This window comes from Vibrio sp. Vb1026 (assembly GCF_033338745.1).
GTDB lineage: Bacteria > Pseudomonadota > Gammaproteobacteria > Enterobacterales > Vibrionaceae > Vibrio > Vibrio alginolyticus.
In genome coordinates, this window is record NZ_JAWOTH010000014.1 from 59,348 (window position 1) to 83,982 (window position 24,635).

Annotated in this window: 24 protein-coding genes; 16 read left to right on the forward strand and 8 right to left on the reverse strand. The window is 43.8% G+C overall.

The genetic code is table 11. The features are described 5' to 3' along the window. Window positions 1-1,371: a GGDEF domain-containing protein gene (locus R7E47_RS18225; RefSeq protein ID WP_017635346.1), complete on the forward strand. Its 1,371-nt coding sequence runs from the start codon at window positions 1-3 to the stop codon at window positions 1,369-1,371. Window positions 1,372-1,528: 157 nt separating this feature from the next. Beyond that, window positions 1,529-2,416, forward strand: a complete 888-nt coding sequence (locus tag R7E47_RS18230; protein WP_017635345.1) for a LysR family transcriptional regulator — start codon at window positions 1,529-1,531, stop codon at window positions 2,414-2,416. Here the strand turns inward: R7E47_RS18230 and R7E47_RS18235 are convergent. Further along, window positions 2,413-3,021 (reverse strand): response regulator transcription factor, encoded by a 609-nt coding sequence (locus tag R7E47_RS18235; RefSeq protein ID WP_017821556.1) that lies wholly within the window; start codon window positions 3,019-3,021, stop codon window positions 2,413-2,415. The two genes, R7E47_RS18230 and R7E47_RS18235, sit on opposite strands and share 4 nt — an antisense overlap. Before the next feature lie 684 nt (window positions 3,022-3,705). On the opposite strand from R7E47_RS18235, the gene R7E47_RS18240 reads away from it, so the two are divergent. Beyond that, window positions 3,706-4,686 (forward strand): chemotaxis protein, encoded by a 981-nt coding sequence (locus R7E47_RS18240; RefSeq protein ID WP_025998672.1) that lies wholly within the window; start codon window positions 3,706-3,708, stop codon window positions 4,684-4,686. 49 nt (window positions 4,687-4,735) lie between these two features. On the opposite strand, the gene R7E47_RS18245 is transcribed toward R7E47_RS18240, so the two are convergent. Further along, window positions 4,736-5,272 carry a prepilin-type N-terminal cleavage/methylation domain-containing protein gene (locus tag R7E47_RS18245; protein ID WP_053307631.1) on the reverse strand — a complete coding sequence of 179 codons (537 nt, stop codon included), beginning with the start codon at window positions 5,270-5,272 and terminating at the stop codon, window positions 4,736-4,738. Window positions 5,273-5,716: 444 nt separating this feature from the next. On the opposite strand from R7E47_RS18245, the gene R7E47_RS18250 reads away from it, so the two are divergent. The 4 genes from R7E47_RS18250 to R7E47_RS18265 all read left to right on the forward strand — a co-directional run bounded on the left by R7E47_RS18250 (window position 5,717) and on the right by R7E47_RS18265 (window position 8,570). After that, window positions 5,717-6,439, forward strand: a complete 723-nt coding sequence (locus R7E47_RS18250) for a sulfite exporter TauE/SafE family protein (RefSeq protein ID WP_042520743.1) — start codon at window positions 5,717-5,719, stop codon at window positions 6,437-6,439. A gap of 102 nt (window positions 6,440-6,541) precedes the next feature. After that, a complete protein-coding gene (gene rarD / locus R7E47_RS18255; protein WP_053304016.1) occupies window positions 6,542-7,447 on the forward strand; it encodes an EamA family transporter RarD in 906 nt (301 codons plus the stop codon). A gap of 209 nt (window positions 7,448-7,656) precedes the next feature. Then, window positions 7,657-8,043, forward strand: a complete 387-nt coding sequence (locus tag R7E47_RS18260) for an MAPEG family protein (protein WP_033906496.1) — start codon at window positions 7,657-7,659, stop codon at window positions 8,041-8,043. Continuing rightward, window positions 8,037-8,570, forward strand: a complete 534-nt coding sequence (locus tag R7E47_RS18265; protein ID WP_033906497.1) for a hypothetical protein — start codon at window positions 8,037-8,039, stop codon at window positions 8,568-8,570. The genes R7E47_RS18260 and R7E47_RS18265 overlap by 7 nt, the downstream gene beginning before the upstream one ends. Window positions 8,571-8,854: 284 nt before the next feature. On the opposite strand, the gene R7E47_RS18270 is transcribed toward R7E47_RS18265, so the two are convergent. After that, window positions 8,855-10,219 (reverse strand): endonuclease/exonuclease/phosphatase family protein, encoded by a 1,365-nt coding sequence (locus R7E47_RS18270; protein WP_318084882.1) that lies wholly within the window; start codon window positions 10,217-10,219, stop codon window positions 8,855-8,857. 394 nt (window positions 10,220-10,613) lie between these two features. Between R7E47_RS18270 and R7E47_RS18275 the strand changes: the two genes are divergently transcribed. Next, entirely contained in the window at window positions 10,614-10,928 is a 315-nt protein-coding gene (locus R7E47_RS18275) for a DMT family transporter (protein WP_005376506.1), read from the forward strand. Between the two features lie 79 nt (window positions 10,929-11,007). Here R7E47_RS18275 and R7E47_RS18280 read toward each other — a convergent pair whose 3' ends face one another. Then, window positions 11,008-11,913: a DMT family transporter gene (locus R7E47_RS18280; RefSeq protein ID WP_053303529.1), complete on the reverse strand. Its 906-nt coding sequence runs from the start codon at window positions 11,911-11,913 to the stop codon at window positions 11,008-11,010. Window positions 11,914-12,081: 168 nt separating this feature from the next. On the opposite strand from R7E47_RS18280, the gene R7E47_RS18285 reads away from it, so the two are divergent. From R7E47_RS18285 to R7E47_RS18295, 3 genes are all read left to right on the forward strand, one after another. Further along, window positions 12,082-12,540 (forward strand): NUDIX hydrolase, encoded by a 459-nt coding sequence (locus R7E47_RS18285; RefSeq protein ID WP_053303530.1) that lies wholly within the window; start codon window positions 12,082-12,084, stop codon window positions 12,538-12,540. Between the two features lie 104 nt (window positions 12,541-12,644). Beyond that, the gene (locus R7E47_RS18290; RefSeq protein ID WP_033906501.1) at window positions 12,645-13,217 is read left to right on the forward strand and encodes a GNAT family N-acetyltransferase; all 573 of its coding nucleotides are present in this window, start codon (window positions 12,645-12,647) and stop codon (window positions 13,215-13,217) included. Window positions 13,218-13,342: 125 nt separating this feature from the next. Next, window positions 13,343-14,755: a coniferyl aldehyde dehydrogenase gene (locus R7E47_RS18295; RefSeq protein ID WP_033906502.1), complete on the forward strand. Its 1,413-nt coding sequence runs from the start codon at window positions 13,343-13,345 to the stop codon at window positions 14,753-14,755. Between the two features lie 175 nt (window positions 14,756-14,930). Here R7E47_RS18295 and R7E47_RS18300 read toward each other — a convergent pair whose 3' ends face one another. Next, window positions 14,931-15,410 (reverse strand): aminoacyl-tRNA deacylase, encoded by a 480-nt coding sequence (locus R7E47_RS18300; protein ID WP_005376501.1) that lies wholly within the window; start codon window positions 15,408-15,410, stop codon window positions 14,931-14,933. 156 nt (window positions 15,411-15,566) lie between these two features. Between R7E47_RS18300 and R7E47_RS18305 the strand changes: the two genes are divergently transcribed. The 4 genes from R7E47_RS18305 (at window position 15,567) to R7E47_RS18320 (ending at window position 20,568) form a co-directional block, all read left to right on the forward strand. Continuing rightward, complete coding sequence (locus tag R7E47_RS18305) at window positions 15,567-17,108, forward strand: glutamate synthase-related protein (protein WP_262645467.1); 1,542 nt, start codon at window positions 15,567-15,569, stop codon at window positions 17,106-17,108. A 186-nt stretch (window positions 17,109-17,294) separates the two neighbouring features. Beyond that, window positions 17,295-19,469: a catalase/peroxidase HPI gene (katG, locus tag R7E47_RS18310; protein ID WP_318084886.1), complete on the forward strand. Its 2,175-nt coding sequence runs from the start codon at window positions 17,295-17,297 to the stop codon at window positions 19,467-19,469. 174 nt (window positions 19,470-19,643) lie between these two features. Then, window positions 19,644-20,096 (forward strand): antitoxin Xre/MbcA/ParS toxin-binding domain-containing protein, encoded by a 453-nt coding sequence (locus tag R7E47_RS18315; RefSeq protein ID WP_005376498.1) that lies wholly within the window; start codon window positions 19,644-19,646, stop codon window positions 20,094-20,096. A 1-nt stretch (window position 20,097) separates the two neighbouring features. Further along, on the forward strand, window positions 20,098-20,568 hold the full coding sequence (locus tag R7E47_RS18320) for an RES family NAD+ phosphorylase (RefSeq protein ID WP_301948443.1): 471 nt from the start codon (window positions 20,098-20,100) through the stop codon (window positions 20,566-20,568). A 79-nt stretch (window positions 20,569-20,647) separates the two neighbouring features. On the opposite strand, the gene R7E47_RS18325 is transcribed toward R7E47_RS18320, so the two are convergent. Beyond that, window positions 20,648-22,498 carry an acyltransferase family protein gene (locus R7E47_RS18325; protein WP_054577841.1) on the reverse strand — a complete coding sequence of 617 codons (1,851 nt, stop codon included), beginning with the start codon at window positions 22,496-22,498 and terminating at the stop codon, window positions 20,648-20,650. 241 nt (window positions 22,499-22,739) lie between these two features. Here R7E47_RS18325 and R7E47_RS18330 point away from each other — a divergent pair, with 241 nt between their 5' ends. Continuing rightward, window positions 22,740-23,015, forward strand: a complete 276-nt coding sequence (locus R7E47_RS18330) for a nitrogenase-stabilizing/protective protein NifW (RefSeq protein WP_017820985.1) — start codon at window positions 22,740-22,742, stop codon at window positions 23,013-23,015. 117 nt (window positions 23,016-23,132) lie between these two features. On the opposite strand, the gene R7E47_RS18335 is transcribed toward R7E47_RS18330, so the two are convergent. Together R7E47_RS18335 and gloA are read right to left on the reverse strand one after the other, a co-directional pair. Then, window positions 23,133-24,233, reverse strand: coding sequence for an alkene reductase (locus tag R7E47_RS18335; protein ID WP_033906506.1), 1,101 nt, complete (start codon window positions 24,231-24,233; stop codon window positions 23,133-23,135). Between the two features lie 11 nt (window positions 24,234-24,244). Next, the gene (gene gloA, locus R7E47_RS18340; RefSeq protein WP_318084892.1) at window positions 24,245-24,631 is read right to left on the reverse strand and encodes a lactoylglutathione lyase; all 387 of its coding nucleotides are present in this window, start codon (window positions 24,629-24,631) and stop codon (window positions 24,245-24,247) included. Between the last annotated feature and the right edge of the window lie 4 nt (window positions 24,632-24,635).

Consider the following 24,635-nt stretch of genomic DNA (forward strand, 5'->3'; position numbering starts at 1 on the left):
ATGACACTTAAAAGTATCGCGTTGTCTCTTTTCATCGCAACATTACTATTCGTCACTTCTGTCACAATGATTGGTGCGGTGTTAATTTCTTATGAAGTAAAGCAGTTCAACACTTACGCGAATAATTTAGCCAAAATAAAACAAAAAGTAATTCTCATGGGGCTATTGACGGAAGCGCAGCTCGAGCAATACAAAGGCATGAGCGTGAGTGAAGTAGAAGCGCAAACAGAGCTGAGCTTTCAAGATGCGATTTACTCCCTGTCACGTTATGAAAAACTTAATTACGTTGAAGCTGTTGCACGGAAATCGCTTCATCAGGCTGAAGCGTATTTATCAAATGCGTTCAATCGACAAAATGCCGTTATGTATTTTCGTTCTTATACTGGAAACAAACTCATCTTAGAGAGACCGATTGAAGCGCTAGAGGGAGTGAAAGCCACATTTGATGTTGATTGGTGTAAAAGTAACTATTCTTGTGTGTTAGCCGCGTGGAAAGAGCAACTAACGGACCGGGTATTGTTTTCCCTACCATTTAAAACGACATACTCCGATGACATGGCGATAAGCATCATGAGTCCGGTTTACTTTCAAGGTGAGTTAGTGGGAGAGTTCTCGGAACAATTATACCTCTCGCCGCTTTATAATGATGGGAAAGCGGTGGATGTTCAAATAGCGAATGGGAACAAACAAATGGTGATTTATTTCGCTGGCTACCCCTTTCCATCATTCGCGTACACCCAATCATATGTCGCAGACAACAACAATCTTATCGTTTACATGTACCCATTCAGCAAAATTGTATTGGATTACGTGTTCTTGTTTATCATCTTCTTTTTCGTAACCTTAGCGTATTACAACAAAGCTTATGAATCTAAAGAGAGCAAACTTCGCCTCGCGAAAGCACTGACGAACGTGACGAAAGATGATTTAACGGGATTGTTTAACCGCAGAGTTTTTCAAGATAGCGAGTTCAAACGTCGTTTGGAAACCGCGCCATATTCCGTCATTGCAATAGATGGCGATAGGATCAAGCGAATCAATGACCATTACGGTCACCATGTAGGGGACGAAGTTATTGGAATTATTGCTGATGCTATGTCTAAAGTGTTTCGAAATAGTGATTATCTAGTTCGAACTGGTGGTGATGAGTTTGTTGCGATTCTGCCGGGTTGCAGTATCAGTCAATCTTCAATATTGGCGAAGAAGCTTCGTAGTGTCGTTAAAGATAACCGACTAAAGACCTTGGATATCGAAGTTAGTGTGAGTACTGGTATCGCGGCGAATGAATTACACGAAACGCTTCAGGACGTTATTGTACGTGCAGATGAAGATCTCTATGAGATGAAAAAACACAGACAAAAGTCCCATTAAGCAGCGCTAGTATTGACTCAATGTTAAGTTACGGAACATAACCATGACATAACTGTTTGATTAATTTGACCAAACAGAATGACTGGTCTTTTATATTAGAGCAGTCAACAAATAGTGATTGCTCTATTTATTCTCGACCTTACATCTGGTGTCGCACGTGAACAAAGATCTCGACTTAAACTTACTTAAAATACTTGTCTTACTGGATAAGCACCGTCAGCTCAAACCCGTTGCTAAAGCGATGGGGAAGAGTGAAGCGTCAATTAGCAAATACCTTGCCCGATTGCGACTCCAGCTAAACGATGAATTGTTTATTCGGCATCCTCATCACATGGAACCAACGGACTATTTAAAACGTCAATTACCTAAAATTTCCGATGCACTCGAGAAGCTTGAAACTTGTCTAATTAGAGATGAGTTTGAACCGGAAAATTACGAAAAAGACATCACCATTTGTTTACCGCAAACCGCTCAATACTCATTTGGGCATTTACTTGCAATGGATTTAATGGCGCTGTTTCCCAAGGCGCACATTTCGATAGCAACGATTACAGAGTATACGATAGAAGAGATAATCCTAGGCAAAGTGGATGCGCAGTTACATTACTTCAACGAGGATGTTCCGAAATCTGTTTATCAGAAGTTCATCGGCTATGCGCCTGCTGTGGTAGTTGTCCCTGAAGAGCTGGGAATTACCACCCTAGAAGAAGCAGCCAAACTTCCCTTTATCATGTTAGAGATTATCGGTTGGAAAGAGAAAGAGCAGCTCGTTAAGCGTGCAATGGAAAGCCACGGTATGGTCATCAACCGTATTGCGGCTCTAGACAACGTAAGCAGCGTATTGAAGCTAATTAAACAAAAAAGCGCCGCAACCGTATTACTTGAATATCAGGCGCCAATTGATGGATATAAATTTATAAGAGTGCCAGAGCATTTTTACCCAGATGGCTGGCCAAAAGTGGTTGTACAGGTGAAGCAAAGCTTAAGACATGATGCAATGCACCAGTTGTTAATCGGTGCTATTGCAAAATACATGAGCGCTTAGCGGCAAAACTCAATGTTTTCTGACTGAGGAATAGTATGCAGAAGTTCAATCAACGTGTCCGCATGGTACTTTTTCAGAATACGCGTTTTGTAGGTGCTGATTGTTTTAGCGCTGAGTGAAAGTTGTTCAGAAATCTTCTTATTTGAGTAGCCTTGTACAAGATAATGGAACACCATGGCTTCGCGATTTGAAAGTGTTACGTTACCCGACGATGGTGTGTGAGTCGACTTAAACATTGAGTAACCGCGTGAAACACTCACAATTGCGTCGATAATGGTCTCTCTTGTTTCATGCTTGCTTAAGAAGCCGTTTGCGCCCATTTCGTACGCTGCTTTAGAAAGACTCGAGTAGTCGCGTGAAGAAACAAATAACAGTCGGCCACGATATCCCGTCGCTAAAATGTTTTTGGCTAAACGCATACCATCGCGGTCGCCAAGCACTACGTCTAGAATAATCAAATCAATCTTTTGGCCTCGAACAAGATCCATCACTTCCGCACTGTCAGTGGTTTGAATCACTTCAGCTGCGTTGATTACGGATTCAACTAGAGAAGCAAGTGCTTCGCTATACAATGGTTGAGCGTCGATAATAAGAACATTATTCAAAGTTAACCTCACCTAATACATCAACTAGTGTGCTGTCAGGCGACAGCGCAATTGGATGAATAGGATTGTAGGAAAAACCTTGCTAAGAGGAAGGAAAATGACTCTTTCCAAAAGTGAAAATCAGTGTCTTGATTATGGGAATAACGATGTCAGGTATTGAAATACCTAGTGATAGGATGATTGCTTAAAACTTACGCTGACAGAAAACTAACAAACTGAAAGTGTTCTTTCAGTGTTCTATGCCTTCAGATTTTCTTGCGATGCCTCTAGCGCTTCGATTTAAACTCGTGTGTTCACAAGCGCAGTTTTATACCATGCCACTTGAAGAGAGCTTGTTCTACACCAGGCATGAGCACAGTAGCCAACTTTGCACTGATATCTGTTGGATAGGTTTGGCTATTGACGCTGAACATCACTTCAAATTATTTCTAAACTTTTCATTGACTCGGTCGCTAAAAGTGGAGGTGTTAATTCGCACTTTGGCCACTCATAATGTCGTGTTCAAAAATGAGACAATTTTACATGGTTTGGTATGGAAATGTGCGTTAGCCGTCCTTTTGATGGTTTACAAATTTTGTTGTAACGACTAAAAAGGACTTTTGGATTTTTAGCCAGAGAATGGCTTCTCATGGCGTTTGCATCAAACTTTTTCTGATGCGTATTTTTGGTTGGATAATTGGCTTTATGAGTAACGTAACCAGCACCATTTTGACAGAAAGTGGTACCAATGAGCTTGAAATCATCGAGTTTCATTTAGAAAAAACATTGCCAGATGGCAGCACAAAAACTTGTTATTACGGCATTAACGTTGCGAAAGTACGAGAAGTGATTCGCGTGCCAGAAACAACCGATTATCCAAACGCACAACCTCATATGATTGGTGTGTTCTCATCCAGAGATGTACTGACGCCTTTAGTGGATTTAGCTGGTTGGTTAGGTGTGCCAACACGACAAGATCTGGAGCGCAAGTTTGTAATCGTTACGGATTTCAACAAAATGACCAATGGCTTCTTAATTGACAGCATTTCGCGTATTCATCGTATCTCTTGGAATGATGTGGAATCACCAAGTCAGTTTTTGGAAGCGGGCGAACAAGATTGTGTAGTAGCCGTTGTCCGTAAAGAAGGCAACCTGATCATGATTCTCGACTTTGAAAAAATCATCGCAGACATCAACCCAGAACTGAGTATGGAAAAATACGATGTGAAAGGGGACAAGTCGGTGGATCTCAACCAGAGAATGGTCGGTAAGCGTAATGCTAAAACGATCATGGTGGTGGATGACTCAGCATTTATTCGCTCTTTGATCCAAGATACATTAGCTTCTTCAGGTTACAATGTGATCACATGTAAAGACGGTGGTGAGGCGCATGAGAAGTTGATGAGCTTGATCGAGGTCGCGAAAGAAGAAAACTTGCCAGTTAAAGAGCTATTAGATGCGGTGGTTACGGACGTAGAAATGCCTCGAATGGATGGTATGCACTTAGTGAAGAGACTACGAGATACCGAAGCGTTTCATGAAATGCCGATCATTATGTTCTCGTCATTGATGAGTGAGGATAACCGAGCGAAAGCACTATCTCTTGGCGCAAATGATACGATTACCAAGCCAGAGATTGGCCGCATGGTGAATATGATGGATAAATACGTGTTTAACTTTGCGTAAAAAACCGATCAGATGAAACAAATAAGGCTGCCGATTGGCAGCCTTATTTTTATTGAGGGCAGGGAAGAATCTCTAAGGTGTAACTCTCGTTTGGAGTCTGCGGCGGCCCATATAAAATTCCGCATTGAGTTAGGCTACTATTTTTATCATCTCTTGCTGAAATGACGACTTTAATGTTGTTAGTCTGAACAATTTTCCAGTCACTATCACCGTGCTGATTCTCAAGTTCCGAGACTAATAGAGCTAAGCTTGTTTCATCTGCATCTGGGTAACCGTACCTAAATGTACAGCTAAGAGAGCCATTTAACTCACAGCTTGAGAAAGGCAGACTTTCTGGGCCCTTACCTGAACCTGCGTCAGTGTGTTTATTTGATATATATGGATAATGTTCCAACCCTGCAATCGCCATTTTCCCATAACCTACGCCTAATGCTGATGCAATAGCGCCTTTCATTCCTTCCAAACGAGCTTCACGTGCATCACTTTGAAGGTTTAAAAAGCGTGGCGCGGCAGTGACAGCAAGAATACCGAGCACGACAATAACTACGACTAACTCTATTAGAGTAAATCCCGTTTGTTTTTTCATATTATTTTCACAGCAAGTCAAAGGTAGAAAAACACTGACCGTACACTTGTTTATTGTGTAAATAAGTACGGTAATGATAAATCGATCAGTAGTATAAAGAGGTGAGTTGTAAAGTGCTATACCGACGCCGCACTAATTGACTTAATCCATTAAATGCAATGGAGAATTCACGGGTTTAATTCTGCTAGATTTTAAGAGGTCATTAACTCCGCTGAAGAAATGCTGCGTGAACAGGCGAGCATGAATCCTCTTCGATGTAAGCAAACATGTACATAAGCGGAATGAAATACAAAATGCAAATGAGGGCGAACCGCACAAATGGATTGTCTTTTTATTCACTTTGATGAATGCTACGCGGAATTCATATCGCAGTATGCCTGAGGTATTCATCATGCGAATGTGCTTTGGTTTTGTGTTTATTTTTCAAATATAAGAATAATCTAAATGGAATTCGATTCGATAAACTTCCTTGCAATAGGTTTGATATTTCTTGGCTCTTATGTCCAGACCGCAATCGGTTTTGGCTTGGCTATTGTTGCCGCACCTTTACTGATTCTTTGGGCACCAGAATATGTTCCTGCGCCAATCTGTTTAGTCGCGTTATTTATTTCGTTGATGAATGCGATGAAGCACCGCAGTAGTGTTGAAATCGGCGGTTTAAAGATGGCGTTGATTGGGCGAGTGCCGGGATCAATTGCTGGTGGCTTGCTACTCTTTTTTGTATCTACACAAACTCTCACGCTTTGGATTGGTTTGTTGGTGCTGTTTGCAGTCGTGGTGAGTGTTTTACCGTTTCGGGTTGAGCCTACGCCTTCGCGTATGACATGTGCTGGTTTCTTTTCTGGGTTGTTTGGTACCAGTTCTGCGATTGGAGGCCCTCCGATGGCGTTATTGTTGCAGCATCAAGAAGCGAATCAGTTACGCGGTAATTTATCGGCTTTTTTTGTTTTCAGTTCGATTATTTCACTAATAGTACAAATCCCAGTGGGCTTCTTCACATTGCATCATTTGGTCATTACTATTCCTCTATTACCTGCTGCGGCGCTTGGTTACTGGCTAGCAATGAAAACTACCCAGTCGTTACCAAAAGAAAAGATTCGGTTTGGGGCACTTATGTTGTGTTTTGTAAGTGGCTTTACCGCCGTCGTACAAGCGTTGAGCCAATAATGCCATCTGCATCATAAAGTCACTGCGGGATTGCATTCCTTTTTATGTATGGCGGACTTGTTTACTTACGCCAAATTGGTCGTTTAGATGGGCGATAGTTTTATGAATAACACTCGTTATGGCACTTTTATGGCAGCATTCTCCTTTGTGATCTGGGGATTGCTACCAATTTATTATCGTTATTTACCGAATGCTTCTATGGATGAGTTGCTAGCATGGCGAATCATTGGGTCTGTACCTGTCGGGTTTCTAATTGTACTTGGGATAACCCGTCGAGGGCTGAATTGGAAAGAAATCTGGCTTGATAAAAAATCCTTGTGGTACACGTTTGTGGCGAGCAGTTTGATGTGTATTTCTTGGAGTGCGTTCACTTGGGCTTTGACCCATCATCGGGTCATCGATGCCAGCTTAGGCTTCTTTATTGGACCATTAGTATCTGTTGCGCTGGGCGTATTTATTCTTGGGGATAGGCTCTCAAAAGGCAAACTTATTGCAATAGTGTTGGCAACAATTGGTGTTATGTATCAAGTGATTCACTATGGTCAGCTACCCGTTATCGCACTAACGATGGGGTTGTTCTTTGCTTTGTATGGGCTGTACAAGAAGAAGATAAATTATGACTGGAGTACAACCTTGTTTGTTGAGGCGTTGTTACTGACTCCAGTTGCACTCGCATATTTGCTCTATAAACAATGGGCAACTGGTGAACTGGCTTCGGGCATAGATACCATAACATTGCTTTTGTATTTTGGCAGTGCACCTATCACACTTTTACCACTTGTATTTTATTCTATCGCAATACGTATAACTAATTTATCAACCGTCGGTCTAATGCAATACATCGAGCCAAGCTTGCAGTTTGTGTTGGCAGTTATGTTTTTTGGCGAGTTGTTTGACGAAGTGAAAGCGGTGACCTTTGTATTTATTTGGGTAGGGCTGTTGTTCACAATTTTTGAAAGTATTATCAAAGGGCATCGGCGCAAAAAGCTGGTCAAACACCCCTTATAGTGGTTTCAATATTCTCACATATTAGCTTCTTTATTCTTATGCCCTCCATTCGAGGGCATTTTTAATGTCATGAAGCATTGGCTTTCGTTTTTTGCCCGAATAGAAATCATAACTTGAGATTATTTGACGCATTATCATAATGATACCGCTATAGTTATAGCCAAGTGACACGCTTATATAAGTGAAAACCAGATCAAGAAGGACGACATATGATCACAGCTCTGTATGCCAACATTCTCGCAATACTCATTATTTGGTTGGCTGTTCAAGTAATTAAGCAACGTCGCTTAAATCAAATTGCTTATGCCGATGGTGGGGTAGAGGCTCTACAAATTACTCGTAGTGCCCAGAGCAATGCGACAGAATATATCCCCATCACCCTAATTTTAATGGCACTTTTAGAATTCAATAGTGCTTACCCAACATGGATACATCTCACCGGTATTATTTTTGTAATTGGTCGAGTTATTCATGCTAAAGGCATATTGAAAAAAGACTTGAAAAAGCGCATTAGAGGGATGCAGGTGACATTTCTGGTGATACTTTCATTGGTTGTGTTAAATATGATTTACCTGCCATACGATAAGTTATGGTAAGTCTGCGACGTTACATTCCACCACCTTGGGTACTCGTTCTGATTGGATTAGTACTGAATATTGGCGCGATCATCGTTACTAGCTTAGTCCTTGATAAGTTGGGTAAACAGCACTCGCAGCTCGCAGAGCAAACAGCAGAAAACTTGTATTCCATCCAACTCGCATGGAACAGTGTGGAAACCCTAGAAAGGAAAAGAGAAGCTTTACTGCTGCATGTGCACATAAGTCAGAGCGTAGCGATACCTTTAGAGCTAGAAGAGGTATTAGCAGGGCATTTATCTTCTTGGGTTCTCAACGAGTCGGATGAAATAAAAATTGATCAACTTCCTCAACTAATGTCAAAGATAAATCAGGCACAAGCTTCGTATAGAGACCGCATCGATAATTACTACATTGAGAATGTAGAGCTCAATGAGGTAATGGCAAAGCAGGATGAAAAGATCGCTTGGTACAAGAATATCGGACTCTTCTTGCAAGTATTCGGACTTGCGTTAATCCTTGCACGCGACTTAGCTAGGAAGCAATAAAAGCAAGAGCTAAAGATCAGGTTTATTGCGAAATGCCAATGGTAGTTTGCAAATTGCAATTTATTCTGTGAGCAAACAGTAGCTATTGGTTAAGTTTTAATGAAAGTGATTAAATAACAACCTGTTTTTGTGCGCTGAAAAGTTGGCACGCCTCATGCTTTAGTATGAGTGACCCTTTCTAAGCCGAGGGTCACCTAGCCAACTGACGTTGTTAGTGAACCATCTTGTTCACAAATATATACAGCCAATCACGACTCCTTGTGGTTGGCTTTTTTTTATGCAGTCTAGAACTGTGCTTTAATCCAGATCATGCGATGGTCGGAAGATACATCCTTACCATCACCATACTTACCGATACGTGCATCGTTAAATAGTTTACGGCCCTCTTCATAAGACGCTGACCAGTACACACCAGAGTCTATTACATTCAAATCTGCTGAAGGCAAGGCATAGTCTACCCCTAAGCCAAACGTTGAAGTGATGCGATTCGGATATGAGTGAGTTGAACTGCGGTCAACAGCGTGTTCAGCTGCACCAAAGCTTGTTGGGTAAAGCTCACCATTCATCACGGTTTGGTTAACCAATGGATCGTTGTGCAGCTCTTGCATTACAGAGCTAATACCGTCACCAGCCACTGGATCAAGGTTTTGATCACCCATCATTACGAATTTAGCGCCGTTCGTTAAGCCACCTGTTTTACCCGCATCGTCGTAAAAATAGTCTTTGCCTTGAATGTAATGATGCCAAAACTCCACTTCTGCTGCGTTTTGCGCTTTGTTTTTACCGGTGTCAAATACTGGTGGAGTAGGATGAGACATCAACAAGTGTACAACTTCCTCGCCATTGCGAGTTGGAATGATGATTGGCGCGTCGACGTGATTTTTCGAAGATAGACGCACTTGATCCCATTCTTCCGCTGAGTACCATTCATCACCACACTTCATGCCGTCTGGAATCTTTTGCGAACCGTCACAGATAGTAATGGTTGGAATTTTCGCACCTTCCATATCTTTCCATTTAAATGCTTGGAATGTACGTGTGTTTGCTGTGTCAATTTTATACTTAGACATAAGGGCAAATGCATATTGACCATGGTACATGCCAAAGCCCCATGCATCACCTGGCATTTGACCTGCGGTTCCGTTGTTGTCGAGATCAAACTCACTCAACAACCCTGTATTAGTTGAATAAGATTCAGCATAAGGGTATTCAATAGGCTCAAGGTTTGCTTCACCGCCCGCGCCATTGATGCTTTGCGCGACAGACAAGTAGTTCTTCTGGAATCCTTCAATGGCTGCTTTGTTTTCGCCTGTTCCCTCGTTGTTGTATTCCGCCATCATAAGAACATCAGGACGATTCTTTTGAATGATTGCTGCAACGTTACGAATTTGAATGACTTTTTCCGCAGTGGTTTTGTCTTCGGCTGCGATTGAACCGTCTAAATAAGAGGTGACCAACGCAGTTTGCTGCGTTGGTTCAATTTGCATTTCATCTACCAAAGTTTCGAAGGTAGCGCGGTCAAAAGAGAGGTTGTAAGTCGCTATTTTTACTTCTTTAGGCTGAACATTGACGTATTCAGTATCGTCATTACATCCAGATAGTAGAGCGGCGCCAACAAGGATAGCGATAGAGGTTTTGATTGCTTTCATGGGTACGTCATACCTTATAATTAATTCGGCTGAATATTAAAGTCATCAGTCATTGTTTTAAGCGATATTAGTCACACAAACATTTTCATATTTACATGTTCAATTAGTTTTTGTGTGATTTGTGCAATAAATGCAACACTTTCAACACCAGAAGGTTATATGTAAATTGTTAAAAAACGGTGTCGTTATTGATGCGAAATAGAGAGTCCGCCACCGTTAAAAAGAAAAGCGTAGAATTTAAGCGTACATGAGATGTTTGAGTTGTATGTTTATCGCCGTGTTTTATTTTTTATGTTTAAATTTCTGTATATAATAAGCAGTCAATCAGAAGTGAGGACGACCTCACCGCTCTATCTTTTCTCGGGGACGACCCCATCTCGTTGGGAAATGTGACATGGCTTGGGGAATTCTCTTCATTGCGGGCTTGTGTGAAATCGCATGGGCTGTCGGTCTTAAATATTCACAAGGGTTTACCAAATTCGGTGCTTCGGCATTCACTATTGTCTTTATGTTATTGAGCTTTTGGTTGCTTGGCATTGCGTTAAGAACCTTGCCTTTAGGCATTGCTTATGGCGTATGGGTAGGGATTGGCGCAATAGGCACGGCAGTCGTGAGTATTTATCTGTTCAATGAGCCAGCAACACTTATCAAAGCCTTAAGCTTGCTAATGATTGTCGCTGGTATCGCAGGGTTAAAAATATCAGCTTAACGTTAGGCTAAACACAAAACAGCCAGAGTCACTCTGGCTGTTTTTCTAAATGTCGTGTTTACGGTTCTGGGTAGGTATATCAAGCGTTGCGCTTAATAAAAGGTAACCGTAAGTGATGACCAAACGCATTAATTAATGCGCCTGTAACAATCAGACCGCCACCGACGTACGTCCAAATGATCGGAACCTCGCCAAAGAAAATGATGCCCAACAACACAGAAAATACGATCTGGATATACGAATAAGCGGAGGCTTTACCCGCTTGTTGAGTTTGCATCGCTTTGGTTAACCCCAATTGTCCAATTTGGGTAAAGACACCAACTAGAACCAACATGAAAGTCAGATATAGATCGGGCATTACAAAATCGTCGCCAATCAGTAAGAGTGAAGCGGGGAGAGCAACCAACGGGAAATAGAAAATGATCACTGAGCTGTCTTCTGTCTGACTCAGTTTTCTGACAATGACGTAGGCAATTGAGCTACCAAATGCGCCTAAGATCGCAATCATGACGCTAAACATTGGTAAAGCGCTATCTGAGCCTTGCCCAGTTTCTGGGCTTACCATGATATAGATGCCGAGTAAGCACAACGTAATACAAAGGAAAGTTGACGGCTGGATGCGCTCTTTCAAGAAAAATACGGCGAGTAGTGCAGTAAATACCGGATGAATATATTGGAATATCGTCGCTTCTGCTAAAGGTAAGGTGGTCACTGAATAATATACACACATCAGAGCCATCGTGCCCACAGCACCGCGTGCAAATAGTAATGGCTTATTATTGCCCCATACAGAAATTCGTTTTCGCTTTACATCGAAATAACTAATGATAAGTGAAACGAGCGCTCTTGCTGCAACGATTTCAAAAACGGGGATACCGTAGTTGCCGACGTGCTTTACTGTAGCCGACATCAGAGCAAAGCCGAACGCGGAAAGCACCATAAAGCGCACACCGATGGGAATCATAGTGTTGAATGAATTGGACATTTTACTGCTCATTTGTTGCGACAGATCTCACTTTAGCATACTTAGTTAGCGGTTAAATCCTCTCAACTCAAACACTTCTGTCGACAAGATGAATAAACAGTAAAATACGTAGCAATTAATCTGCCTCTCTCAGCGTAACAATAAAAACTCGATATTTAAGGAGCTTACATGATCCCGATAAAAGCAACGCATGTTTCAGGCGTTGTCATTTCAAAAATTGATGGCATAGAAAAAATGCTGTTACTCAAACGCGTAAAAGGTGGCTATTGGTGCCATGTTGCAGGTGGTATCGAAGCGGGTGAAGCCGGGTGGCAAACCATTTTAAGAGAGTTAAAAGAAGAGACACGAATTGACCAAGTTGAGTTACATACAGCAGACTTTCTAGAGCAGTTCTACGAAGCAAAAAATAACCGTATCATGGTTATCCCATGTTTTGTGCTATTTTGTCCGCCTAACCAATCAGTTGTTCTTAACGAAGAGCATACAGAGTATCGCTGGTGTACGCTTGAAGAAGCTAAGCAGCTGGCTCCGTTTGCCAATCAGCATCACCTCTATGAACATGTATGGAAGCATTATGTAGATGTGGCATCACTAACGCCATTTACGCTGATCGATCAAAAGGGCTAAATGAACGGCAACGGCTTTGATTAGTTTTTATAGAGAGGTTTGTTCTCATAAAATGAAGCGTTAGGATTTGCGCTGAGCGTTCACAATAAAAAGGAATAACATCTATGGATGAAGTTACATGCCAAGAGACGTATCAAGGAAATCACTTACAGAAGCGTTTTTCCGTCTCGCAAAGGGTCTCAATTGAGCCCCTCAACACGAAACACGCGTCCGCTTTACTAGAGGTTGTGAACACTCACCGAGAGAGCCTTGAGGGCTATCTACCTTGGACGGATTCTGTCACGAATCATAGAGAGGCCGTTAACTACATTTCCCTGCGAGTGAACAGTAACGCGCTGGATTCCCACTGGTGTGCAATTTATTTTGATGAGCAGCTTACGGGTGTTATTGGCATTAAAGGTGTGGATTTACATACACGTGTTACTGAAATTGGCTACTGGCTTGCCAATAATGGGCGAGGCCATCGTGTGATTGATCAAGTACTCGCAGTATTGATCCCTTTTTTGAAGCAGAAAGGGCACGCACAATTCATTCAGTTCCATTGTATGGAAGATAACATCGCTAGCATCAATATTGCTGAGCGTGCAGGCGCCACATTAAAAGAATACGTTGATCATGAGTTTGATATGCTTGACCGCTCTCAACGACTAGGCATTTATGAACTACGTTTGATGTAGTATCCACCCCAGAGATATTTTAATCAGAGTTCGAACTCTAACTTCACGAGCGCTACAATAGTAACATTGTTGCGCTCGTGTTAACTTGGAGCGTCATTGGTAGAAACTAGGCTAGGAGAAGCATCATGAACGCAATCACAGAGGTTGAAGTAGATAACTTGTTACAGCAAAGCCTCGAACGCTTAAAAGCGGCATATGCAGCCGAGCCTTATCCTAGTTTGGATGAACGTAAACAGCGCCTCGTTTTGTTAAAAAAATCGCTGCTTGAGAACAAACAAGCTTTGGTTGAAGCGTTAAGTGACGATTTTGGCTATCGTTCAGAATTTGATACCGCCATGACCGACGTTTTGCCAACGGTCTCGCATATTAATTATACCCTCAAACGACTAAAAAAATGGTGCAAACCCAGCAAGCGCGAATCCGGCTTATTGCTCGCACCTTCTAAAGTCACCGTTCAGTATCAACCGTTAGGTGTCGTCGGGATCATTTCACCGTGGAACTTTCCTGTGATTTTGAGCCTTGCGCCTTTAGTGACAGCATTGGCTGCTGGCAACCGCGTGATGATGAAGCTCAGCGAATTTACGCCAAAAACCAATAAAGTCATCGTCGATATTTGCCGTGGGTTGTCTGAGTATGTCGAAGTTTTTGAGGGTGAAGCAGACGTCGCACAAGCATTCAGCCAACTGCCATTCGATCACCTTTTGTTCACGGGTTCTACGAGTGTTGGTCGCGCAGTGGCAAAAGCGGCAGCGGAAAACCTTACCCCGGTGACGTTAGAGTTGGGTGGAAAGTCCCCGGTGATCATTGCAAAAGATGCAGACATGAAGAAAGCCGTTGATGCTATCTTGTTTGGTAAATGCATTAATGCAGGCCAGATTTGTGTCGCGCCTGACTACGCGTTTGTACCGCAAGAACGTGTCGAAGAGTTCATTTCGTTATTCTTAAAACGTTTTGAAAAGCTCTATTTAAAATCCAACAAGAATCAAAAGCTGACCCATATTGTCAACCAACGACAATATGATCGTTTGACTGCGCTACTTGAGGATGCAAAAGCGCAAGGTGCTAACCTTCACACTGTTGAAGCGTCGCCCCAAGAGGAACGACTTCTGTATCCTCATTTGGTCACGGATGTGTCGCCGAATATGCGAATCATGCAAGAGGAGATCTTCGGGCCATTTCTACCTGTTAAGCCCTACAATGCCGTTGATGAAGCGATTGACTACATTAATCAGCGCCAAAGACCACTTGCGCTGTATGTTATGTCGGACGACAAATCGACCATCAAACATATTGTACGCAACACCCACAGTGGTGGCGTCGGCGTTAATGATACGGTTTTACATGTTGGCGCTGAAGATGCGCCTTTTGGTGGCGTTGGTGAATCGGGTATTGGGCATTATCACGGAGAGGAAGGATTCAGAACTTTTAGTCATGCGAAAACCATTCTTCACACACCGAAATGGTTGCCAAGAACGAGCGTATTAATGCGCCGTAGGGCTATGGCGATAAAAGCGATCCAAAAGATCTTTGTTCGATAATAATTATGATTTGATTGATAAAAAACCGCCCGAATAGGCGGTTTTTTGTTTCTATATGCTCTGAAACGCTGAGCACCAAAGTCCGAGAAACTTCCATCGCGTGCTACCAACAAAACAAAGAAAGGCTCTTGTTGAAAGAGCCTTGTTCAGGAAGTGTCGAGAGATCTTGGCAAGTTTAATGCAGAACTTCACTGCTGAATCTTAGATATCTACAGTCGTTCATCAGTTCTTTAAACGCCTTTCGGTCCAGCTTAATCAGAGTTTCATGATCGCCAGCTTCAAGGTAGACATGTTCCAAGTTTGCTAGTCTTTCATCGCAAACTGTCGACATGTGGTAAGGGCTACCAATCGGTGGAATAGCGCCGTGTTCACAATCGGTGAAGAGTCGGTAAACCATACGCTCTTTCACCAAGTGGAAGGTGGCATTAAATTCGTCGTTTAATCTCGACAAACTGATTTTGTTGTTGGCAGGTAAGACCGCCATCATATGACGCCCTTCATGATCCTCTAGAATCACACCTTTTGCGATATTCATTAAAGGCACACCTGCTGCAACACCACTTTGTAGCGAGCTATGACTGTGGCTGTGATTCACGGTTTGAAAGTGAATGTTATGCTCAGTCAAATATTCATCTAATCGGGTTGCAATCGTCATATAGCCTCCACGTGTATGAGACCCATAAAAAGTATAGGTTAGTCGGGCGACAATCGCGCATTTTACTCGGCGACACTGACGCTCTTTACGCTCCTGTTCTACGCTTATTGCAAGCCAGCGAGAAAGCATGGTTAACAATAATAAATAGGGGGCAACATGAGCAAGCCAATCATCGCTGATAACAAGCCGATCAAAGTAGAGTTGAAAGCTGGGCAAGAATATTACTTCTGCCGATGTGGGCGTTCTAAAAAACAACCTTACTGCGATGGGTCTCATTCGGGAACCGGCTTAAAGCCAATGAGCTTTAGTGCGGAAAAAGACGAAGATGCCTATCTCTGCCAATGTAAGCATACCGCCAATGCTCCTTTTTGTGATGGTACACACAAGCGATTTACCGCAGAGCAAGTCGGTAAAGAGGGACCGGAACAAAAGCGAGAGAAAAGAGACAAACCAACGGCGTCTGCTACTCAAGAAGAACCAACCCTCGAGTTTATCCACCAATTAGCGAGAGAAGGACTCTCTAAACTCGGTCATCATGGTCCGATGGCTGCAATGGGGGTTCCTAGGCATTTGCTACCACATTGGGATGCTATACAAATCATGGTGGCGCAAATGGCGACACAACCGTTGTTGGAAGACGTTCCTGTGTCTACCGAGTTGATTGTGGGACCAAATGCGCGTAAGCCGCTCAGACTCGCTATTCCTTTGTTGGTGTCGGACATGAGTTTTGGCGCACTTTCTGAAGAGGCGAAAATTGCGCTAGCAAAAGGTGCAGAGTTGGCAGGGACTGGGATTTGCTCTGGTGAGGGTGGCATGTTACCGGAAGAGCAAGCCGCTAATTCACGGTATTTCTATGAGCTTGCTAGTGCTCAATTTGGCTACGACGAATCTAAGCTTCTTAATGTTCAGGCGTTTCACTTCAAAGGCGGGCAAGGAGCAAAAACGGGCACGGGTGGTCATCTGCCTGCAAATAAAAATGTAGGTAAGATCTCTCAGGTGAGAGGCATCCCCGAGGGACAACCAGCGATATCACCACCAACGTTCAAAGATCTTCACACTACTCACGATTTCAGAAAGTTTGCTGACAGAGTTCGTGGCATCACAGGCGGTATTCCAATTGGATTTAAACTCAGTGCCAACCATATTGAGCAAGACATTCAGTTTGCGCTTGATGCTGGGGCTGATTACATCATCTTAGATGGTCGCGGTGGTGGCACGGGTGCGGCGCCAACTATGTTCCGTGATCATATTAGTGTGCCCACCATTCCTGCATTAGCTCGTGCACGTAAGTATTTAGATGAAAAAGGTGCAAGTGACAGCGTCACATTAATCATCACCGGTGGGTTGCGAGTTCCTACGGATTTTGTCAAAGCGTTGGCACTTGGAGCAGACGGAGTAGCGATAGCAAACAGTGCGATGCAATCGATCGGTTGTGTCGCGGCTCGCATCTGCAACACCAATAATTGCCCGGCAGGCATTGCGACACAAAATGCCGATTTGAGGCAGCGTCTCGACGTTGAAAAGTCATCCCAGCAACTGAAAAATTTCTTCGAATCTTCGGTTGAGCTCATGAAAGTCATGGCGAGGGCGTGTGGTCATCACGCTCTGAATGAATTTAGTCATCATGATTTAGCTACCTGGGATCACAACATGGCGAGGCTGTCTGGGATTAAGTATTCAGGTATGGACTTAAACTGATCTCTATCCATATTTTCTGCATATAGGTACATGTTTGATAACAATTATTTATTCGCTGAAATGTTTGAAATTTTGACTTGGCGTTAACTAAAAAAACAGTGTATGAACTACGCTGTTTGAGGTGGATATTCGATTTATTGAATAACAAAGAGTGGTTACCACAACCACGACACGAAGGAGCATTATATGAGCAAAGCAAACGGCGGTTCGGTAGGTAAATGTCCAGTTATGCATGGTGGGCAAACATCTACAGATAAGTCGGTGATGGATTGGTGGCCGAATGCCTTGAACTTAGACATCCTGCATCAACACGACTCCAAAACCAACCCATTTGGTCAGGACTTTAATTACAAAGAAGAACTGGAAAAGCTAGATGTCGAAGCACTTAAAAAAGATTTAAAAGATTTAATGACTAATAGCCAAGACTGGTGGCCTGCCGACTGGGGACACTACGGTGGTTTAATGATCCGAATGGCATGGCATGCAGCGGGCAGTTATCGTATTGCGGATGGCCGTGGCGGTGCTGCTACAGGCAACCAACGCTTTGCTCCTCTCAACTCTTGGCCAGATAACGCCAACCTCGATAAGGCTCGACGCCTTTTATGGCCAATCAAGAAAAAATATGGCAACAAACTAAGTTGGGCAGACCTGATTGTCCTTGCCGGTAACATGGCGTACGAATCCATGGGTTTTAAGACCTTTGGCTTTGCGTTTGGACGAGAGGATATTTGGCACCCAGAAAAAGACACTTACTGGGGCTCTGAGCAAGAATGGTTAGCTACAAGTGACGCTGATAACAGCCGCTACTCTGGTGAGCGAGATTTAGAAAACCCGCTTGCTGCGGTAATGATGGGTCTTATCTATGTGAACCCTGAAGGGGTAGACGGTAACCCAGATCCTCTCAAAACAGCACATGACATGCGAGTGACCTTTGCGCGAATGGCAATGAACGATGAAGAAACCGTCGCGCTCACAGCTGGTGGTCACACGGTGGGTAAGTGTCATGGTAATGGTGATGCCGCAAACCTTGGCCCAGAGCCCGAAGCAGCAGACGTTCATGAGCAAGGTCTTGGCTGGATTAATCACAAAACACGTGGTATTGGCCGTGACGCGGTAACGAGTGGTATTGAAGGTGCTTGGACAACACACCCTACACAATGGGATTACGGATACTTCCACCTACTATTTAAGTATGACTGGGAACTGAAAAAGAGCCCAGCCGGCGCATGGCAATGGGAGCCAATCGACATTGAAGAACAAGACAAGCCTGTCGATGTTGAAGACGGTTCTAAGCGCTACAATCCAATCATGACCGACGCCGATATGGCGCTCAAAATGGACCCTGAATATCGTAAGATTGCAGAAAAGTTCCAAAATGACCCTGCGTACTTTGATGACGTTTTTGCTCGTGCCTGGTTTAAGTTGACACACCGCGATCTAGGACCAAAATCATGTTATTTCGGCCCAGATGTGCCAAGCGAAGATCTTATTTGGCAAGACCCAACGCCCGCAGGTAAGACAGACTACGGTGTCGATTTAGTGAAAACAAAAATTGAAGCAAGTGGCCTATCCATTAGTGAGTTAGTCAGTACGGCGTGGGATAGCGCGCGTACTTACCGTGGCTCTGACCGTCGAGGAGGTGCAAATGGCGCGAGAATTCGCTTGGCTCCGCAAAAAGATTGGCAAGGGAACGAACCTGAACGTCTAAGCCGTGTTCTTGCTGTGCTAGAAAAAATAGCAGCAGAAGAGGGCTGTAGTGTTGCAGACGCTATCGTGCTTGCTGGGAACGTAGGTATTGAACTGGCTGCGCGTGCCGCAGGTCATGATGTTTCCGTGCCATTCGCGCCAGGCCGAGGTGATGCCACCCAAGAGATGACGGATGTGGAATCGTTCGAAGTACTTGAGCCTGTTGCTGACGGTTTCCGAAATTGGTTGAAGAAAGACTACGCGGTTAAGCCAGAAGAGCTTTTATTAGATCGTGCTCAGCTTATGGGGCTAACGGCGCCAGAAATGACGGTACTTATCGGTGGTATGCGCGTTCTAGGCAGTAACTACGGCGGTGGAAAAGAGGGCGTATTTACTGAGCGAGTCGGCACTTTGTCGAATGATTTCTTCGTGAACCTTACTGACATGGCATATACGTGGAAACCAGTGAGTGCTAATCAATATGAAATCCGTGATCGTAAAACCGACGCTGTGAAGTGGACGGCTACTCGAGTGGATCTTGTCTTTGGTTCAAACTCGATCCTGCGTTCGTATGCGGAAGTGTATGCGCAAGATGATAATCAGGAAAAATTCATCCATGACTTCATCGCCGCATGGACGAAAGTCATGAACGCGGATCGTTTTGACTTGCAATAAGTGAAACGATGTTCATCGATAGATGCGTAAACAAAGTTGATGAATAAGTAAGAGAGGCGGGCGAAAAGCTCGCCTTTTTCTTTACCTATCTTTTTACTTTGATTGTTACTTTGATTGAAAATTAAGCTCATTTGAACCATAATAACTGGACCATATGAACCACAGGAGCTTGATATGGCAACTGCAGCATTAAAAAGCTTCAAACCGAAACAACCTCATAAAGCCAATTTCTGGTTTATGTTGGGTATTGAAGACGCTGAAACAGGTCGCACTGATGCGGTTCACAAAGGCTTTGAGCCAAAGGTGTATCGCAATATTGTTGAGCGTGTGAAGCTTTCTCAGAGTGAGTTTCAAAACGTCACATTGATACCTGTCAGCACGGTCAAGCGTCGTCTAAAAAACGATGAACGCTTCAATACGCAAGAAAGTGATGCAATCTATCGATTAGCGATGTTATTGAAACTCGCGACAGAACTGTTTGACGACGAAGAGCGCGCGTTAAAATGGATGAGAGAGAATGTGTATGGCTTAGGTGGAAAACGTCCACTTGATATGGTCTCGACCACGGTGGATTTTGAAATCGTAAAAGATTTGATCGGCCGTTTAGAGCACGGGGTATTCTCGTAATATGAAGCTCTATCGTCTCACACAAAAGAAATTTGCTGACACGCCATTCAGCCCCGTTGGCGCAAAGTTATTTGGAGGGCGATGGAACTCAAAAGGAACCGAAGCCCTCTACTTCTCTGAATCGGAATCCCTTTGCTCGTTGGAAGTGTTTGTTCACGTAAACAACGATCCTGCTATCACCAAACTTTACGATTTATATCGTATTGAAATGCCAGAATACCTCATCGCCACCTTAGATGAAGAAGATCTCCCTGTGACGTGGCGAGCAATACCGGTGAGCGAGTCTACGCAGTACATTGGTGATCAGTTTCTCAATGATCCTCATCCAGAGTTTGCCGCGCTGCAAGTGCCTTCAACGATTTCACCTCGTGATAAAAACTACGTGGTGAATCCAAATCATCCCAAAATGAAAGAGATCATCAAGAAAGCCGAAAAGCTCGATTTCGCGTTTGATCCGCGCATTTTCAAATAGACGCCTAGCTTTGTCTTGCTTTAAAGCATTCAGCGCTTACCTGAGATAAACGCTGAAGCATAAAAGTTTATTTCCTTGGTTATTGTCGGTCGTAAGTGAACTGTTGCGCTTCATTTGTAGTGTTGAGGTAATGCCCAAGCACCAACTCAGCACCTTTGTAAGATAAATGGCTGTCATCCGTATACATCGCATTGTTTGCTCCAACTCTCATTCGACATACGCCATTTCTGCAAATGGCATCGGTCAAGTCGACAAACTCAACGTGCTCAAATTGCTCAAAGTAGTTCACTAACTTCGCCACGTTTTGAGGGTGATGTTGTTTGGGAGAAAAGTCGCAGGCAGACTCTTCTGTCTCGCCAAACAAACGCGCTTTCCAAAGGCATTCTCCTACCGCAAACGGTGCAGAAGGGGTTGGACCGAAAACGACCACTTCCTTTCCTTTCAGTTCATTCAATAATTTGGTTAATGATGCTTCATAATCGGCTTGTGAAAGCTCTTTATTGAAATTAGAAGAGATAACAACGCGACGAATGGAAGGGGTACTTAGAATTGTATCGACAGCCTCATTGAAGAACTGTCGGCAAGAAATTGAGCCAGCAGCTTCTAGGATGTCGACATAACCGACCGCACAGGAATCTTGAGTAAGTTGCACCACGCCAGTTGGTGTTACTTCGGATAGACGCTTCACGTAAACCATGCTGTGACTATTGCCTAACACAGCGATGGCGGGCTGCGGCGCAGACGAGCACACATCGTTAACGTTGGTGTTGCCGTTGCAATCTAAACCATAACCGTTGTTAACGCGCATGGCCTCGAAAAATGCGCTTCTTTCTGGAAAACCACCGTTTTGATGACCGATAACGCCGAGCGTTAGCAAGGGCAACGTCAACAACACAATAACCGCGGACACAGTGCGCATGCTCATGGCTTTTCGGCTACGGAACGGCTTTTCAATAAAGCGCCAAGTGAAGTAAGAAAGTACAAAAAGAGTGACAACGTAAAGTGGGATATTGATGTCTTGTGTTGTGTCCAACACGTAGCGGTAAAAGACAAATAATGGAATGTGCCACAAGTATAAGCTGTAGCTGATTAAGCCGACGAACACGACCCACTTTAGGCTCAGTAATCTACCGCAGACATTGTCTTTAGAGGCAAACAAAATCACCAACGCGCTACCGATGACCGGCACCAGCAGCGTAATGCCCGCGCCATCTTGCGATTTTTCAAACAAAAGCGAGGAAGCCAATATCAAAACGATGCCAATGGTTGCTAGAGTATCGTTAGATTGAACTTGGACTTTTCTCATCACTAATGCGAGTAATGAACCGGTTGCCAGCTCCCAAGCGCGAGAGAAGATCATGTAAAAAGCGAAATCAGGATCGTTGCTCGCGTAGACAATAGTCATCAAACTCAGCACAAATACCGTGATAAAAAAAGTCAGGTAAAACGCGTTTTTGCCACGAGCGAGTAGCATGAGTAGCAAAGGAATGACAATGTAGTATTGTTCTTCAACGCCCAAGCTCCATGTGTGGAACAGCGGGTTGGCTTGATCTTCTAAACCGAAGTAATTGTGGCCTTTCAAATACAGAAGAATGTTGGATGAAGAGAGAATGGAAGACACTGCAAATTGACCAACGTCTTTGTGTGCTTGCGGCAAAAATAGCCACCAAGACATCAAATAGCTGACGGCGATCACCACCAGTAAGAGGGGGAGTATGCGACGAATGCGTCGCTCATAAAAATCACCAAGGCTGAACTTCTGGTTTTCTAAGTCGTTAATCACGATGGTGGTGATCAAATAGCCGCTGATCACAAAAAACACGTCGACGCCAATAAAGCCACCAGCGAATTGCTCAACTCCTGCATGAAACAAAATCACCAACGTGACAGCAATCGCCCTTAATCCGTCTACTTCTGCTCTGTAAGTCATATCGTGTTGCTCCAACATTCCGTTTAATGAAGTAGAGCAAAATATGAACCAGAAATAATGTTTATTTAAATCAGTGCCTTAAAGTGATTGTCAAAATGAAAATGCTAGGTGGGTTAACGAATTCCCAAATTGAATTTCAATATGGAAACCCCATAAAGAATGATCTTAAGAAGCGCTAAATCAAAGAACGTAAAGCGCGAGGCACTTAGACTTCATTGAAAATGATTACGCTAAAGAAACGATGACAGAGAATACGATTCAGGAAAAAATTGCCAGCTTTACTTGTATCGAAGAGGCTTTGAATTACTTCGACATCGAGTTTGATAGCCGATTTATCGAAAACAATCGAACCGAGTTGGTTAAGAGGTTTCACGGCTACTTAATCCTCACTAAACCGGATGATTGGTTTTCAGGTCGTCGTGCTTTAAAGAATGCTTACTGTAAAGTACAACGCAGTTTGCTCAGTAAAACGACGCGCTCTGCGTGTCGAGGTTGTACATCTTGTCAAAGACGTTAATTCTGGTGGCTTGCCTAAAAAGAACCCTGCATCTTGGTGTCACAGGGGGAAGAGCAAGGTTCTTTTGGTTTCGCTATTGGTTTGTCGCGAGTTACGAATCAGCTTTACGTAGATGAATTAACCCGCGTGATACGCAGGGTAGTCCACCAAGCCTTTTTCACCGCCGCCGAACAATGTGGCAGGGTCATGTTCTGCCAGCGGATAGCCATGCTTGATGCGGCTTGGTAAGTCTGGGTTTGCAACAAACGGACGGCCAAAGCCAATCATGTCGGCTAAACCACTTTCAATCGCGTGTTGCGCCTTTTCTGCGTTGTAACGACCGGCATAGATCAGTGTGCCTTTATACGCCTCACGAACTGCGGTTTTAAAGTCGTGCGGAGTGTCTGGCGCGTCGTCCCAATCCACTTCTGCAATGTGAATGTAAACCACATTGAGTTTATCAAGCAGCGCTGCAGCGGCGGTGTAGGTTTCGACTGGCGTACTATCAACGGTGCCATTTAACGAAGTGAATGGTGCAAGACGAACACCAACACGCTCTGCGCCAATAGCTTGCGTCATCGCCTCTACCACTTCACTAAGAAAACGCAGACGGTTTTCAATGGAGCCACCGTATTCATCGGTGCGGTTATTCGCTTCAGAATCGATAAACTGGTTAACCAAGTAGCCATTCGCTGCATGAAGCTCGATACCATCGAATCCGGCTTCTATCGCGTTTAGTGCGGCTTGGCGGTACTCTTCAATAACGTTCTTGATGTCTTGTTTGGTCATTTCACGTGGCTCAACCACGTCGACAAAACCCGGTTCGTCTGTGCCGTTATCGACAAATACTTTCACGTTTTCTGCTTTTAGCGCAGAAGAAGAAATAGGTTGCTCACCGCCAATGTTATCAGGGTGAGTCACACGTCCAACGTGCCACAATTGCGCGAAGATAACGCCGCCTTTCTCGTGCACCGCATTAGTTACCTTTTTCCAACCAGCAATTTGCTCTGGGCTGTAAATGCCTGGTGTCCATGCATAGCCTTGACCCATTGGCGAAATTTGTGTGCCTTCAGCAACGATTAGGCCCGCTTCAGCACGTTGAGCATAGTATGTCGCCATCATGTAGTTAGCGATATTACCTGGTTGAGAAGCACGAGAGCGCGTCATCGGAGGCATAACGATACGGTTTTTTAATGAGAGAGAGCCAAGTTGAATGGGTTGAAATAATGCGTCTGTCATAGGAAACCTCGTTATTTGTGAGTTTGGATGAGTTCGATTTGGTAACCATCGGGATCTTTAATGAACGCGATGTGAGTTTCTCCGCCTTTCATTGGACCTGGCTCGCGAGTAACGTTGCCACCAAGCGCTTTAATTTTTTCGCAAGCGGCGTAAATATCTTCAGACCCCAGTGCCATGTGTCCGAATGCGTTACCCAAGTCGTAACTGTCGGTATCCCAGTTATAAGTTAGCTCGATGGTCGCGCCATCTGGTTGAGCAGGGTTACCAACAAACACCAGTGAGTAACGGTATTCTTGGTTTTCAAAACGATCCAAAACACTCATTCCCAGAACTTTTGTATAAAATTCGATAGATTTGTCTAGGTCAGCTACACGGATCATCGTGTGGAGAAACTTCATAAGT

Bases quoted from the DNA above. Each gene is read 5' to 3' on its own strand.
- R7E47_RS18225 (WP_017635346.1), top strand. From the start codon at position 1: ATGACACTTAAAAGTATCGCGTTGTCTCTTTTCATCGCAACATTACTA.
- R7E47_RS18240 (WP_025998672.1), top strand. From the start codon at position 3,706: ATGAGTAACGTAACCAGCACCATTTTGACAGAAAGTGGTACCAATGAG.
- R7E47_RS18245 (WP_053307631.1), bottom strand. From the start codon at position 5,272: ATGAAAAAACAAACGGGATTTACTCTAATAGAGTTAGTCGTAGTTATT.
- R7E47_RS18250 (WP_042520743.1), top strand. From the start codon at position 5,717: ATGGAATTCGATTCGATAAACTTCCTTGCAATAGGTTTGATATTTCTT.
- rarD (WP_053304016.1), top strand. From the start codon at position 6,542: ATGAATAACACTCGTTATGGCACTTTTATGGCAGCATTCTCCTTTGTG.
- R7E47_RS18260 (WP_033906496.1), top strand. From the start codon at position 7,657: ATGATCACAGCTCTGTATGCCAACATTCTCGCAATACTCATTATTTGG.
- R7E47_RS18265 (WP_033906497.1), top strand. From the start codon at position 8,037: ATGGTAAGTCTGCGACGTTACATTCCACCACCTTGGGTACTCGTTCTG.
- R7E47_RS18270 (WP_318084882.1), bottom strand. From the start codon at position 10,219: ATGAAAGCAATCAAAACCTCTATCGCTATCCTTGTTGGCGCCGCTCTA.
- R7E47_RS18275 (WP_005376506.1), top strand. From the start codon at position 10,614: ATGGCTTGGGGAATTCTCTTCATTGCGGGCTTGTGTGAAATCGCATGG.
- R7E47_RS18280 (WP_053303529.1), bottom strand. From the start codon at position 11,913: ATGTCCAATTCATTCAACACTATGATTCCCATCGGTGTGCGCTTTATG.
- R7E47_RS18285 (WP_053303530.1), top strand. From the start codon at position 12,082: ATGATCCCGATAAAAGCAACGCATGTTTCAGGCGTTGTCATTTCAAAA.
- R7E47_RS18290 (WP_033906501.1), top strand. From the start codon at position 12,645: ATGGATGAAGTTACATGCCAAGAGACGTATCAAGGAAATCACTTACAG.
- R7E47_RS18295 (WP_033906502.1), top strand. From the start codon at position 13,343: ATGAACGCAATCACAGAGGTTGAAGTAGATAACTTGTTACAGCAAAGC.
- R7E47_RS18300 (WP_005376501.1), bottom strand. From the start codon at position 15,410: ATGACGATTGCAACCCGATTAGATGAATATTTGACTGAGCATAACATT.
- R7E47_RS18305 (WP_262645467.1), top strand. From the start codon at position 15,567: ATGAGCAAGCCAATCATCGCTGATAACAAGCCGATCAAAGTAGAGTTG.
- katG (WP_318084886.1), top strand. From the start codon at position 17,295: ATGAGCAAAGCAAACGGCGGTTCGGTAGGTAAATGTCCAGTTATGCAT.
- R7E47_RS18315 (WP_005376498.1), top strand. From the start codon at position 19,644: ATGGCAACTGCAGCATTAAAAAGCTTCAAACCGAAACAACCTCATAAA.
- R7E47_RS18320 (WP_301948443.1), top strand. From the start codon at position 20,098: ATGAAGCTCTATCGTCTCACACAAAAGAAATTTGCTGACACGCCATTC.
- R7E47_RS18325 (WP_054577841.1), bottom strand. From the start codon at position 22,498: ATGACTTACAGAGCAGAAGTAGACGGATTAAGGGCGATTGCTGTCACG.
- R7E47_RS18330 (WP_017820985.1), top strand. From the start codon at position 22,740: ATGACAGAGAATACGATTCAGGAAAAAATTGCCAGCTTTACTTGTATC.
- R7E47_RS18335 (WP_033906506.1), bottom strand. From the start codon at position 24,233: ATGACAGACGCATTATTTCAACCCATTCAACTTGGCTCTCTCTCATTA.
- gloA (WP_318084892.1), bottom strand. From the start codon at position 24,631: ATGAAGTTTCTCCACACGATGATCCGTGTAGCTGACCTAGACAAATCT.